Source organism: Polaromonas sp. P1_F4 (assembly GCF_056405675.1).
Genome location: NZ_JBFUBP010000001.1, coordinates 1,052,771 through 1,065,288, shown reverse-complemented (window position 1 = coordinate 1,065,288; position 12,518 = coordinate 1,052,771). Strand labels below are relative to the sequence as shown.

Below are 12,518 nucleotides of genomic sequence, written 5' to 3'. Positions count from 1 at the left end.
CTTTGAGGCAGATCCACACAATGTCATATCCTTGAGACTGGAAACGACAGCTATCGGTTCAAAAACAGCTCTGCAAAGACTCAGCCCAAAAAGGAGAAGATCAAGAACTTATCCACATCGTGAGCACCTTCTGCTCACAAAGAGTGTGGGTCAAGATTCGATGGAAAACTCGGGTCAGACTTCAGTGCAATTCAACACCATAACAGCAATACTGTCCTCCCGGATGGCTTCAGGCTGCTTCGCCTGGCTGTTGACAGTCTGTACCTCTCTTACCCCGGAGACTTACACCCCAAGGTCCTGGCCCGCTTAATCGACCTCAAGAGTAAAGCCCAGTCCCCGCACCTGGAAGAGCAAGCCCGAGCCCAGTACGTGGTCGGAGATCACATCTTCGAGGTCAAGGACAAGGGCGCTGGCCTCTTCCCTTTCGTCCTGGATGACAACGCCTACCGGATCCAGTTCTCCCGTCCCGGTAAGAAACTGCCCATGGCCTACGTCAAGGTATCGGCGGAGTACCTGGCACACAAAGGCCCCCGCCCCGTCCAAGAGGAGTTGGAAGTCCTCCTTGCGGAGTTCGGCGAGATAAAAGGTAGGAACATGGTGAGCCGGATCGACCTGGCCGCTGATTTCAGCACCCCGGTGGTCATGGATTCCTGGCACCGCTCAGCCTGGGTCACTCGGACGGTCGAGATTCACAGCTATGCCAAAGACCAAGAGTTCACCGGCTGGACCATCGGCATGGGAGGCATCATCGCCGCCCGCCTCTACGACAAAACCAAGGAAATTAGCAAAAGCGGTAAAGCCTGGGCCATGAACCTGTGGCTTCCCGCTGGCTGGGAACCTGGGCAGTCCGTCTGGCGGCTGGAATTCGAGTTCAAGCGGGATTACCTCAAGGAACGCGGTTTATCGTCGCTGGAGAGCGTCCTGGTCAATCTCAATGGCCTCTGGAGCTATGCCACGACCGAATGGCTGCGGCTGACGGAGCCCAACCCCAACGACCTGACCCGGGCTCGCTGGCCAACCCATCCCCTTTGGATCGCCCTCGCCTCTGCAGACTGGGAAACCTCCGGTGGCGTCCTGCTCAAGCGCTTTAGCAATGCCCGCCTCCCGGATGAGAAACGCCTCTACAGCACCGTGTTTGGATCGCTGGCCTCATACATGGCCATCCACCAGCTCGATGACAAGAACGTCGCCATAGACGGCCTGCTCGGCAAGATGCATCAGCATTTCCAGGAGGTGGCCTATTACCAAGGCCTGGAAATCGATGAGCTGTTGATTCAACGGGTTGCGGCACGTTCCAGGCTATTTAACGCCGGGGTGAATTTCCAGGGTGAGGAGCCGCAAGAGTCGGAGGAATCCGAGGGCGTCAAGGCTTACCGCAAGGCGTCACGCGGTGAATAAAGGACGGCCATCATGGATAAAACGGCTGATGAGACGGGTTTACCGCTGCCTGCGGCGCGCTGTCTCAGCAAGGAACAAGCGGCGGCCTACCTGGGGATCGGGGTCACGCTCCTGGCTGAACTGGCTATTCCTCATGTGCGCTTTGGTCGTCGCTGCGTCTACGACAAACTTGACATCGATGCCTGGCTCGATGACTATAAGGACGAGCGAAGGCGGGCCGGAAAGGAGAATTTATGGCCCGTAATGAAGGTGTCTACAAGAGACCGGACTCCGGTTTCTGGTGGATCAATGCAACGCTCCCCAACGGCAAAAGAGTACGCCAAAGCGCTGGGACTGAAATCAGAGAGGATGCCGAAGCGTATCTAGCCAAACTAAAGCTGGACGCGTACCGGGAAACCCACTTTGGATTGAAGCCTCAGCGGAGCTGGCAAGAAGCCGTTGTCCGGTACCTCGAATTGAAGCGGACATTGAGAAGTTTTTCGGATGTGCAGCAGATTTGCCGCTCTCTTGACCCTTACCTGGGGTCGATGATGCTCAATCAGATCAATGGTGATGTGATTTGGGCCGTTGTCCAGGGAGAACTCAAGAAGGGCAACAAGCCTGCCACGGTGAACCGGTACCTCGCTACGATACGCGGCCTTTTTCGGATGGCCCGGGATGAATGGCAGTGGATCGACACCTTTCCGAAAATCAGGCTCCTGACCGGTGAAGTCGAGAGGGACCGCTGGTTGACGCATGAAGAGGCGGATCGATTGATTCGCTGTTGTGCGCCACACCTGGCGGCCCTGGTGCGGTTTGCCCTGGCAACAGGCTGCCGTGCTTCCGAGATAACGGGTCTGGAGTGGAATCGGGTGGATTTGAACCGGCGTACCGCCTGGCTCAATAAAACCAAGAATGGCACGCCCCGGGGAGTTCCGTTGAATGAAGATGCGAAAGAGGTCTTGAGGGAGCAGATTGGCAAGAGCCTGACGCACTGTTTCACCTTTCGGGGCGAACCGATGCGTTATCAGGTTACCAACTCTGCCTGGCGTACAGCGCTTGAGGCTGCCGGCATTTCGGATTTTCGGTTCCATGACCTGCGCCATACGTGGGCTTCATGGCATCGTCAGGCGGGAACGTCTTGCGATGAGCTCAAGGAATTGGGCGGCTGGAAGTCCCGGGAGATGGTGGACCGCTATGCGAAGTATGGAACGGAGCACTTGGCCACGGCTGCTACGCGGATCGTCCGCTTGAAGCCCGAAACCGAGGGGAATCTGGTCACGTTTTTGTCACGTTCAGAAAGACAAAAGGACCTAGCCTTGCGGCTAAGTCCTTGATGTACTTGGTGGGTTCTGACAGATTCGAACTGTCGACCTACGGATTAAGAGTCCGCTGCTCTACCAACTGAGCTAAGAACCCGGAAATTCTGGTGGGACCAGCGGGGGTCGAACCCACGACAAACGGATTAAAAGTCCGCTGCTCTACCAACTGAGCTATGGTCCCAAGAACGCATCTCGCGATACATTCCGGTATTTGCTGCTTCGAGGGCAGCAAAGCCTTGAATTATAGCGTGGTTTTTTAGGCCGCCGCAAAAACTCAGGCGGCAATTTTGTCGAGAGCCCAGCCGGCCGCGCACAGGCCGAAGGTCGAGGTTACGCTGACGACCGATCCATAACCGTGGCAGTTCAGGCTGCCGTCGCTTTGCTCTGCCGCATCGGGCTGCAGCACAGCCTCACGGCTGAAGACACAGGCTACGCCTATCTTGCCTTTACGCGCGGCGCCATGCTCCTTGCGCAGCCGGTAACGCAACTGCGCCAGCAAGGGGTCGTGCGTGACCAGTGACAGGTCGTCGATGTCCACGCGGTGCGCCAGCCGCTTGCCGCCCGCGGCGCCTACACTGACCAGATTCACCTTGTTGGCAATCGCCCAGGCTGCCATGGCGGTTTTGGCTTTCACCTGGTCGCAGGCGTCGATGACGGCCAGCTGCTTGCGGTCAAAGCCCTCTTCGAGGCCCAGGATGCCCGGCCAGTTGGCGGCGTCGACAAATTCCTCGATGCCGTCCACGCGGCAGCCCGGGTGAATCTGCGCGATGCGCTCACGCATGGCTTGCACCTTGGCCTGCCCTAATGTGCTGGCAAGCGCATGGACCTGGCGGTTGATGTTGGATTCGGCGATGTGGTCGAGGTCGATCAAGGTCAGGCGTGCCACGCCGCTGCGCGCCGCGGCCTCGGCAGCCCAGGACCCTACCCCGCCCAAGCCTACCACCACAATGTGCGCCTGGCGTATGCGCTGCGCGCCTGCTACGCCATAGAGGCGCGCCAGACCACTGAAGCGGCGCTCCAGATCGGCGGGAGGTTCTTCGAGGAGGGATGTCATTGGAAATGCGGATCGTTGTCGGGACGCGCTCAGGCAGAGCGTTCCAGCCGCCAGATCTGGTACTTCAAACCCGCCACGCAGCCCACGAGAATGGCCGCCAGCGCCACAAAGCTGGTGGCGCTCAGGGTCGAGATGCCCGACAGGCCCTGCCCCACAGTGCAGCCCATGGCGCAGACGCCGCCCACGCCCATCAACGTTGCGCCCACCAGGTGGTTGGCGGTGTCTTCCGCGTCGCGAAAGCCTTCCCAGCGGAAACTGCGCGACAGCAGGGCATAGACGGCCGAGCCGGCCACCACCCCGAACACAGACACGATGCCCAGGGTGAGCACCTTGCTCTTGTCGCTGAAGAACATCAACCAGTCTACGGTATAGGCCACCGGCGAGACAAAGCTCAGTGCCTCGGCCCGGCCCGAGTTGGTGGCCAGGAAGGCCTCCTGCAGCGTCTCCGGATGCTCGGCCACATAACCAAGATGCCCGCTGACCCACCACATGGCCGCAATGACGCCGCCTATGCCCAAGCCCGCGAGCAGGTTGTCGAAGCGCCGGAACTCTTTGCCGAACAAGGCCCAGACGATAAGGCCCAACCCGATGAGGATGGCCAGGCCGATACCGGCGGCGGCGGGTGTGATGCCGATGGCGCCGGCCACCCAGTTGGGCAAGGTCGCATTGGCCGTGAAATCGACGGCAACCTTGTCAACCGTAGCCACGCGGATCACAGCCGTGATGCCTTTGAGTGTGGCGAAAGCTGCGATGCCCATCACGGCAAATACCACGACGGACTTGAGGCTGCCCCCTCCAATACGTACCAGCGTTTTGCTGCCGCAGCCGGAAGCCAGGACCATGCCAAAACCGAACATCGTGCCGCCCACCAGCGCGGAGAGCCAGATAAACCGGTTGGAGGCGTACAAGGTCTTGGCAGGGTCAATCACACCGGCAGCGGCCAGGGTGAAAAAACCGATCATGGCGACGCCGATCGCCATTCCCCACATGCGCATACGGGTCCAGTCACCCATGTTCACGATGTCGCTGACGGCGCCCATGGTGCAGAAGTGCGTTCGTTGGGCAATCGCACCAAAAATCATGGCGAGAATGAAACCGGCCCAGAGAACCTGGGCCGTGAGACTGTTGAGTGTGGAGATGTCCATCGCCCGATTTTAGGGGCGAATGCTCTTTGTCCCCGGGCCGGCCGGATAGCCTGCCCGAGGTGCGGCTTACTTCAGCTTGGCCAACCGTTCCTTGGCGACGGAAGCCGCCTCGGCCTGGGGATATGCCTTGACCAGGTCCTCCAGCGTCTTGCGGGCCGACTTGGTGTCCTTGAGTTCCACCTGGCAGTTGGCCAGCGAAAGCATGGCCTCCGGCGCGCGCATGTGGTCGGGGTCAGCCGTCACGAGCGAGCGAAAATTGGTCACCGCGTCGCGGTAGTTGCGCAAGGCGTACTGCGCATTGCCCAGCCAGAACAGGGACGATGTCCGGTAACCGGTTTGCGGATAACGCTTCAGGAAGCCCAGGAAGCTCGTCTGCGCTGCTGCGAAGTCGCCCTTGCGAAGCGTGGCCAGTGCGGTTTCAAACTCCTGTTTTTCAGCGGGCTCGGCCACGAATTCCTTGCCGTCCACATTGACTTTGCCGGGCTCGAACTTGCGCAGACGCTCGTCCACGCCTGTCGTCAGGTCTTTCTGGGTGCGCTGCATCTCGGCTACGCTGCGCGTGAGGCTTTCGTTCTGCCCTCGCATGGTGGCGAGTTCGTTGCGAAGGGCCTCGATCTGGTTCGACAGATCGAGCAGGCTGCGACGTAACTGGGCGTTGTCCTCGGTGGTCCTGCGCAGATCTTCGGCCGTCCGCAGCTGTGCCGCGTCAACCTTCTGACGCAAATCGAGAATCGCGCGACGAGCCTCGTCGTCTTCAAACAGGCCGGCGTTTGCATTGAACACCAGCATGCAGGCCGCGGCTACCGCGGCATACCGAAACATGTTCACGGTTCGGGCCCCGTTTAACGGTAGTTGAGTTCAGCACGGCGGTTCTTCGCCATGGAGTCCTCGTCAGAGCCCGTGGCTGCCGGCTTTTCCTTGCCGAAGCTCACGGCCTCGACTTGCGCATCAGCCACGCCCAGCAAGCCCAGCGCGCGGCGAACTGCCTCAGCGCGCCGTTGGCCCAGAGCCAGGTTGTACTCGCGGCCGCCGCGCTCGTCGGTATGGCCTTCAATAGCCATCTTGCGGCCCTTGTTGGCCGTCAGGTATTTGGCATGGGCCTCGATTGCTCCCTGGAACTCGGGCTTGACCACATAGCTGTCGAAGTCAAAGTAGATGACCTTGGTGGTATTGGCAGGGCCCGCCAACGAGGCATCGGCGCCTTCAACCTGTACCGGCGCAACAGCACGGCCAGTCGCGCCTGGTGTACCGCCTTGCTGGGTCGTGCCGGTGCGATCCTCGACCGGCACGTCGTTCAGCTTGACGCCGGAACCGCAGGCTGCCAGCGTGGCCGCCAGGACAAGGGAGAAGATGATTGAAAAAACGGTGCGTTTCATGAAGTACCTCTACAAAAAAATAGGCCGTATGGAAAATAAAAATAACGCCGGGTGTTGCCGGTCACCGCTGGAAAGGGCCCCAATCGGGCTCCCGGATGTCACCGCTTGCCCCGGACAGTCTTGCCTTGATCTTGCCGTCCAGCGTTGTAGTCATCAGGGCTTCCCTGCCCTGCTGCTGGGTGGCATACACAATCAATCGGCTGTTGGGTGCAAAGCTCGGACTTTCATCGGCCGCGGTTTCGGTGATTGGAGTGACCGTACCGCTGGCAAGTTCCATAACGTGCAGCTTGAAGGCGCCGCCCACCCGGGAAACATAGGCCAGCCATCGACCGTCGGGGCTGAGCGCCGGGGATATGTTGTAGGTCCCGGTAAAGGTGACCCGCTCGGCATTGCCACCATTGGGGTTCATGCGGTAGATTTGCGGCGCGCCGCCGCGGTCGCTCACGAAATAGATGTAGCGCCCATCGGGCGAGAAGGCAGGCTCGGTGTCTATGCTGGAAGACTGCGTCAGCCGTTTGGGCTCGCCCCCATTGAGGCCGATCGCATAGAGCTGTGAACCGCCGTCGCGGCTCAGCGTCGCCACCAACTGTTTGCCGTCCGGCGACCATGCGGGCGCGCTGTTGGAGCCTCGAAAGTTGGCCAGCAAGCGTCGCTTGCCGGATGCCACGTCGTGCGCATAGATTACCGGCTTGCGCGACTCAAACGACACATAGGCCAGTTGCGAGCCGTTGGGCGACCAGGCGGGCGAAATAATGGGTTCGGGGCTGGTCAGGGCCGACTGCGCGCCCTCACCATCGGAGTCGGCCACCCAGAGGTTGTACTTCTGGGCCGCCTTGGTCACGTAAGCGATACGCGTCGAGAAAATGCCTTTTTCGCCGGTGAGTTTTTCATAGACAAAATCGGAAATGCGGTGTGCAGACAGCCGCAAGTCAGCAGGCCCTACCGTGTAACTCTGGCCTCCCAAATCCTGTCCGCGCACGATATCCCAGAGGCGAAGACGAACATCAAAACGACCATCTGCCAACGGGGAAATGCTGCCGGTCACCATCGAATCAGCGCCTTTTTGCTTCCACGCGGCCAGATCCGGACGGGTATTCTCATCCGCGACGACCCCTGCGGTATCGACCGATCGAAACATGCCGCTGCGCTCAAGGTCTGCCCGGACGATGGCGCCGATCTTTTGCGGTGCCTGCGCTTCTCCCCGAAACGTGGCGATGGCGATAGGCAGCTGGGTCAGGCCAACTCCGGAAACCTCAACGCGAAATTGCGCCAGAGCCGGCACTGCCGGGAGCGTGGCAGCAACCAGCATTCCAGCAATGGTGCGACGGCGAATAAGGGGTGTGATGCTCATGGTTTTTTTTCAGGTCAATGCAAATGCGTTATTTTGATGGGTGCTTGGGGGGCAATCTGGCCCAGCCCTTTCTCCGCCTGCGTGACAGCAGTTTTCATGCGCTGGAGCACCCTGTTTTTATTGATGGATTCCTGGTCGCGCGTATTCTCTCGGTGCCACAGATGAAATACTTCCGTACCCATAAAACCATTTTTGCGCCGAATTCCCATATGGCTGAGCCTCAACACCAAGTCGGCATCTTCATGACCCCACCCCCGAAAAGTTTCGTCAAATCCGTTGACGTTAAAAAAATCCCGCCGCCAAACACCCAGATTGCAGCTGCGAATGCCTTGCCACTGAAAACCTTGTTGTACCCTGAATAAACGCCATGGCCAGGACAGGAGGTGCAATAATTTGTTGCTATCGCCCTGCAGCCGGGCGCGAATCCAGAACGATACAGGACGGCTGGGTAAATCAATAGCGCCATTGACTACACGTTCTGTAAGACGTTGGCTGATCAATACCCGGCTTCCGTTGACAAAACATCCTGGCTCGGCGAGGCGAGCATGCTCCGCCACAAAGCGCGGCCCGGGAACGCAGTCTCCGTCGAGAAAAACCAGATAGTCGGCCATAGCCAGACTGGCTCCGAGGTTGCGAGCCTGCGCGGCGGTAAAGCCTACGTCAGGGTGCCAAACGTGGCGGACGGAGCATTTGAAGGTCGGGCAGGCATTGAGCAGCATGGCGACCTGGTCTGGCCCCGAGCCGTCGTCGGCGATCACCACCTCGTGATCCTCTCCACATTGACTTGAAAGCGACCGCAACACGGCCAGCAGTGCATCCGTCCGGTTGTATGTGAGGACGACAAAGCTGATCTTCATGGTGCACCGGCCGAGCCATGTCCATCGGGCCCCTGGCGTTGCAACAACCACAATTTCAGATACCTGTAATAGGTGCCCTCCGCATTGGAAACTGCAAGCACAAAACCCATCTTTCCATCCAGAAAGCCAAACCGCAGGAAATACGTACGGATAAAAGCCCAGATTCCATGTCCTACTGCTTTGCCGATGGAAGCGGATCGGCCTTTATCCCGCAGAATTTGAGCCCCAGCCGAGGAGTAACGATTGGCCTTGTCGAGCACGGCTTCGAAATTAAGGAAGCTTTCGTGCATCAGCGATGATTGCAATTGCCCCACGGGCAGCGAAGTCACCAGCCTCTCATGCACCAGGTCTTCACTGAAACAGGCTGCGTTACGCCGGAACAGGCGAGTCACCCGGTCCGGATACCAGCCCGAATGGCGCATGTATTGGCCGCAGTAGCTCGACAGCCTGGGGAAGGAGTACACGTCAAAGACCGGAGCGGCCAAACAAGCCAGGATTTCGGCCTGCAACTGGGCGGTGACACGTTCGTCTGCATCCAGCGAAAGCACCCAGTCCGACGTCGCCAGGGCAAGAGCCCGGTTTTTCTGAATACCGAACCCGCGCCAGTCGGGAGCTGTGCTGACCTCGGCGCCCAATGAAGCGGCAATCTTCAGGGTGTCGTCCGTGCTGCCCGAGTCCAGCACGACGAGCTGGTCTGCAAAATTCGCCGCGCGAAGACAGGCTTCAATATTGCGGGCTTCATTGTGGGTAATGACGATGACGGACAAGCTGGCCAACGAATGCCTTTTTCCTGGGTGATAAAGAGGATTTTTCCAATGAAACGCACAGTGACGCGGCGCCCGGACAGCATAGCAGACAAGCCCTAGCGGCTGGATGCTTAAGTGGGCGGGAATCGCCGATAATGCAGGCTTTCCTCAAGCGAGCGCGCCATTATTTTGCCCCACAAGAACATCAATTTCCGGCTGGTTGTGGTCTGCGCAATGGCTGCGTCGGTTGGGCTGTCCATGGCAATCATCAGCCTGTCCAAGCTGGTGCTATTTCTCTTCGCATTGGTCTTCAGCATTGTTGCTCTGGCAACTTCCAGAAAAGCAGCCGAATTCAAAAACAGCTATACAACCATTGCGGTACTGGGTGCGCTCGCGGCATTCACTTTAAGCTTGCTCTGGACAGTGGCTCCGTCGGCTGACGCAGTGGGATCTCTTGCGAAATACGGCAAACTGCTCCTGCCCCTCCTTATCATGATGCTCATTCATGATCGGCGCGAAGCACTCTATGCGCTTTGCGCATTTGGGGTTGCGCAGCTATTTCTTGTTGCCAGTTCATGGGCTCTTTTTCTCGGTATACCCGTACCTTGGGCTAGCTCCAATATGGCGTTGACACAATATGCAGTCTTCTCCAGCTACCTCGACCAGGGAATCATGAGCGCCGTGTTCGCGGCCCTTTGCTGGAATTTACGGGAAATCGTGCCCGGCAGGTTTGGCCGGCAGTTTGCTGTCGCGGCATGTGCGATCGCGCTGGGCAATGTCTTTTTTGTACTCAACGGACGCAGCGGGTATGCAATTGCCATCGCACTTCTCTCTTTGGCCATCATGTGGGAGCTTCCAAGAAAATATAGGGCAGCCGTTGTGGTTCTGCCTTTCCTGATCGGCCTGGGTCTGTTTGCCAGTTCAGCAAAGGTCCGGGACCGCCTGACGCAGGTTGCCCATGAGGTTCAATCCTATTCGACAAAAGGCGAGTCAGCGACTTCATCCGGAATACGGCTTGCCTTTTGGCGACGCGCGTTGGAAATTGTCGAAGAGAAACCGTTATGGGGCGCGGGTATCGGCAGCTGGAGCACCGAATACAACCGCCTGGAGAAACGGCAAAACCCGGCTCACATTGATATCGCTGGCAACGGAAATCCACACCAGGAATATCTCCTGTGGGGAGTTCAGCTCGGAATCCCCGGCATTGCACTTCTGCTCGCCTTGATGGGGACGGTACTTTCGGATGCATGGCGGATGGAAAAAATCTATGCGCGTGCTACGCTGTGCGTTCTTGCCGGTCTGGCCATTGCATGTCTTTTCAACTCGTCGCTGTATGACGCACTCATAGGTGACTTCTTCTGTGTCTGCCTGGGTTTGCTTCTTTCCGCCGGTCTGAGCAAGCCACCTGAAGCCGCCGTGCCGCATGGTATGCGAGGGAGTCGCGCTTGAGCACTCCGCCCCCCACTCCTGAAACTCCAGTGGTGCCCAGGCTTTCACTGGCGCGCCGAATTACCCGCGTATGGCCATACTTCAAGGATTCAAAAGCAGGCTGGGCACTTGCGGTGGGTGCGACCATCGTCGCATCGGCAACCGAACCCCTGGTTCCTGCGCTTCTCAAGCCACTCCTGGATCGCGGCTTTCAGCGTGACGGCTTCAATCTCTGGCTGGTCCCCCTTGCGCTGATTGTTCTGTTTACGCTGCGCGGACTTTCGGGCTTTCTGGCTCAGTTTGCACTTGCAAAAGTCACCAATGACGGATTAACACGATTGCGTGAAGCCATGTTCGGCAAACTGCTGAGCGCACGGCTCAACCTGTTTGCGGACCAGAGTTCCAGTGCAATTGCGAACACCGTGGTGTACGAGGTTTTTAACGGCTCCTCGATGCTGATCAATGCGGTCATGAAACTTGCACGGGACGTACTGACGCTGGTTGCGCTGATCGGTTACCTGGTCTTCCTGAACTGGAAACTGATGTTGATCGTCGCCCTGCTTTTCCCCGCGGTGGCTTTCGTGATCCAGATTCTTTCAAAACGGCTCTACCGATTGACCAAGGAAAGCCAGACTGCGACCGACAACCTCGCGTATGTGGTCGAGGAGAATGTCCTGGCGCATCGCGACGTTCGCTTGCATGGCGCCCAGCAACGTCAGGCCAACCGCTTTGAAGTCCTCAGTCATTCCCTGCGCCGGCTTTCCATGAAATCGACGGCGGCCTACGCGGGGATGAGCGCCATTACGCAGGTGCTGGCCGCCATGGCGCTTTCAGCGGTCATCTCCGTGGCCCTGCTTCAAAGCGCAGAAAACACCACAAGTGTCGGCGGCTTCGTGGCATTCGTGACCGCCATGCTGCTACTGATCGCACCGGTGAAAAGCCTTTCGGACGCAGCTACGCCGGTGACCCGCGGCCTTGCTGCACTGGAGCGTGGACTTGACTTGATGAATCTGACCGAAGACGAATCCGGTGGTGATTTTGTATTGAATCGGGCGCGTGGTGATATCGAGTTCGTCGGTGTGAGCGTAGCCTACAAGGCCGATGCACCACCGGCAATCAACGCGTTGAATTTGTCAGTGAAGGCGGGAGAAACGCTGGCGGTCGTGGGAACTTCGGGATCTGGAAAAACCACACTCGTCAACCTATTACCGCGATTTGTCGACGCGACAGCAGGAAACATCTACCTGGACGGCCGGGAACTCCGGGACTGGAACCTTCAATCGCTCAGAACCCAGTTCTCGTTCGTAAGCCAGCACGTGGTCATGTTCAATAGCAGCATCGCGGAAAACGTCGCCCTTGGCCAATCAGTCGACCGCGACAGGGTTCTGGCATGCCTTGTTGCCGCCAATTTATCCACATTGCTGGCCGAGCTGCCAGCCGGACTCGACACCGTACTGGGTCACAACGCCATGCAACTGTCGGGAGGACAACGCCAGCGGCTTGCCATTGCACGTGCGCTGTATAAAGACGCGCCGATTCTGATACTGGACGAGGCGACTTCAGCACTCGACACAGAGTCAGAACTCGCAGTGCAGGAAGCCATCCGCCGCCTTACATCCAGCCGGACATCACTGGTCATTGCACACCGTCTCTCCACGATTCAACATGCAGACCGCATCATCATGATGGAGGCAGGCCGGATCATCGAGTCTGGCACCCATCTTCAATTGCTGGAAAAAAATGGAGCCTATGCTCACCTTTATCGGCTGGGATTTCAGTCTGCTGCCTGACCATATGAAGTTATCCAGGGTTGCGGATTGCCCGATTTTCCCTAACGGCCCACCGCGGACCGGCCCTTTACC

11 protein-coding genes, 2 tRNA genes and 1 pseudogene are annotated in these 12,518 nt (G+C 58.5%); 5 read left to right on the top strand and 9 right to left on the bottom strand.

Translation table 11 applies throughout. The features are described 5' to 3' along the window. Positions 1-21 precede the first annotated feature (21 nt). The 3 genes and pseudogenes from AC1DYQ_RS05070 to AC1DYQ_RS05060 form a co-directional block, all read left to right on the top strand. Positions 22-123 (top strand): annotated as a pseudogene (locus AC1DYQ_RS05070) (ATP-binding protein); the annotation flags it as partial. 246 nt (positions 124-369) lie between these two features. Beyond that, on the top strand, positions 370-1,398 hold the full coding sequence (locus AC1DYQ_RS05065) for a hypothetical protein (protein WP_477685833.1): 1,029 nt from the start codon (positions 370-372) through the stop codon (positions 1,396-1,398). 233 nt (positions 1,399-1,631) lie between these two features. Next, positions 1,632-2,714, top strand: coding sequence for a tyrosine-type recombinase/integrase (locus tag AC1DYQ_RS05060; RefSeq protein ID WP_477685832.1), 1,083 nt, complete (start codon positions 1,632-1,634; stop codon positions 2,712-2,714). Between the two features lie 6 nt (positions 2,715-2,720). Here AC1DYQ_RS05060 and AC1DYQ_RS05055 read toward each other — a convergent pair. The 9 genes from AC1DYQ_RS05055 to AC1DYQ_RS05015 form a co-directional block, all read right to left on the bottom strand. Next, positions 2,721-2,796, bottom strand: a tRNA-Lys gene (locus AC1DYQ_RS05055). An 8-nt stretch (positions 2,797-2,804) separates the two neighbouring features. After that, positions 2,805-2,880: transfer RNA gene (locus AC1DYQ_RS05050), tRNA-Lys, on the bottom strand. 93 nt (positions 2,881-2,973) lie between these two features. Then, positions 2,974-3,753 carry a tRNA threonylcarbamoyladenosine dehydratase gene (locus AC1DYQ_RS05045; protein WP_477685831.1) on the bottom strand — a complete coding sequence of 260 codons (780 nt, stop codon included), beginning with the start codon at positions 3,751-3,753 and terminating at the stop codon, positions 2,974-2,976. Positions 3,754-3,782: 29 nt separating this feature from the next. Beyond that, complete coding sequence (locus AC1DYQ_RS05040) at positions 3,783-4,898, bottom strand: YeeE/YedE family protein (protein WP_477685830.1); 1,116 nt, start codon at positions 4,896-4,898, stop codon at positions 3,783-3,785. A 66-nt stretch (positions 4,899-4,964) separates the two neighbouring features. Beyond that, complete coding sequence (gene ybgF, locus AC1DYQ_RS05035) at positions 4,965-5,720, bottom strand: tol-pal system protein YbgF (RefSeq protein WP_477685870.1); 756 nt, start codon at positions 5,718-5,720, stop codon at positions 4,965-4,967. Positions 5,721-5,740: 20 nt separating this feature from the next. Continuing rightward, positions 5,741-6,274, bottom strand: a complete 534-nt coding sequence (gene pal / locus AC1DYQ_RS05030) for a peptidoglycan-associated lipoprotein Pal (RefSeq protein WP_477685829.1) — start codon at positions 6,272-6,274, stop codon at positions 5,741-5,743. A 61-nt stretch (positions 6,275-6,335) separates the two neighbouring features. Further along, positions 6,336-7,625 carry a Tol-Pal system beta propeller repeat protein TolB gene (gene tolB, locus AC1DYQ_RS05025; RefSeq protein WP_477685828.1) on the bottom strand — a complete coding sequence of 430 codons (1,290 nt, stop codon included), beginning with the start codon at positions 7,623-7,625 and terminating at the stop codon, positions 6,336-6,338. Between the two features lie 14 nt (positions 7,626-7,639). After that, the gene (locus AC1DYQ_RS05020; RefSeq protein WP_477685827.1) at positions 7,640-8,482 is read right to left on the bottom strand and encodes a glycosyltransferase family 2 protein; all 843 of its coding nucleotides are present in this window, start codon (positions 8,480-8,482) and stop codon (positions 7,640-7,642) included. Continuing rightward, positions 8,479-9,249, bottom strand: a complete 771-nt coding sequence (locus AC1DYQ_RS05015; protein ID WP_477685826.1) for a glycosyltransferase family 2 protein — start codon at positions 9,247-9,249, stop codon at positions 8,479-8,481. Before AC1DYQ_RS05015 ends, AC1DYQ_RS05020 begins: the two co-directional genes overlap by 4 nt. Positions 9,250-9,486: 237 nt before the next feature. On the opposite strand from AC1DYQ_RS05015, the gene AC1DYQ_RS05010 reads away from it, so the two are divergent. Both AC1DYQ_RS05010 and msbA read left to right on the top strand, forming a co-directional pair. Beyond that, on the top strand, positions 9,487-10,677 hold the full coding sequence (locus tag AC1DYQ_RS05010; RefSeq protein WP_477685825.1) for an O-antigen ligase family protein: 1,191 nt from the start codon (positions 9,487-9,489) through the stop codon (positions 10,675-10,677). Continuing rightward, positions 10,674-12,446 carry a lipid A export permease/ATP-binding protein MsbA gene (gene msbA, locus AC1DYQ_RS05005; RefSeq protein ID WP_477685824.1) on the top strand — a complete coding sequence of 591 codons (1,773 nt, stop codon included), beginning with the start codon at positions 10,674-10,676 and terminating at the stop codon, positions 12,444-12,446. Before AC1DYQ_RS05010 ends, msbA begins: the two co-directional genes overlap by 4 nt. Positions 12,447-12,518 lie beyond the last annotated feature (72 nt).

Coding starts and splice junctions, on each gene's coding strand:
- ybgF (WP_477685870.1), bottom strand. CDS start 5,720: ATGTTTCGGTATGCCGCGGTAGCCGCGGCCTGCATGCTGGTGTTCAAT.
- tolB (WP_477685828.1), bottom strand. CDS start 7,625: ATGAGCATCACACCCCTTATTCGCCGTCGCACCATTGCTGGAATGCTG.
- AC1DYQ_RS05020 (WP_477685827.1), bottom strand. CDS start 8,482: ATGAAGATCAGCTTTGTCGTCCTCACATACAACCGGACGGATGCACTG.
- AC1DYQ_RS05045 (WP_477685831.1), bottom strand. CDS start 3,753: ATGACATCCCTCCTCGAAGAACCTCCCGCCGATCTGGAGCGCCGCTTC.
- pal (WP_477685829.1), bottom strand. CDS start 6,274: ATGAAACGCACCGTTTTTTCAATCATCTTCTCCCTTGTCCTGGCGGCC.
- AC1DYQ_RS05040 (WP_477685830.1), bottom strand. CDS start 4,898: ATGGACATCTCCACACTCAACAGTCTCACGGCCCAGGTTCTCTGGGCC.
- AC1DYQ_RS05010 (WP_477685825.1), top strand. CDS start 9,487: ATGGCAATCATCAGCCTGTCCAAGCTGGTGCTATTTCTCTTCGCATTG.
- AC1DYQ_RS05060 (WP_477685832.1), top strand. CDS start 1,632: ATGGCCCGTAATGAAGGTGTCTACAAGAGACCGGACTCCGGTTTCTGG.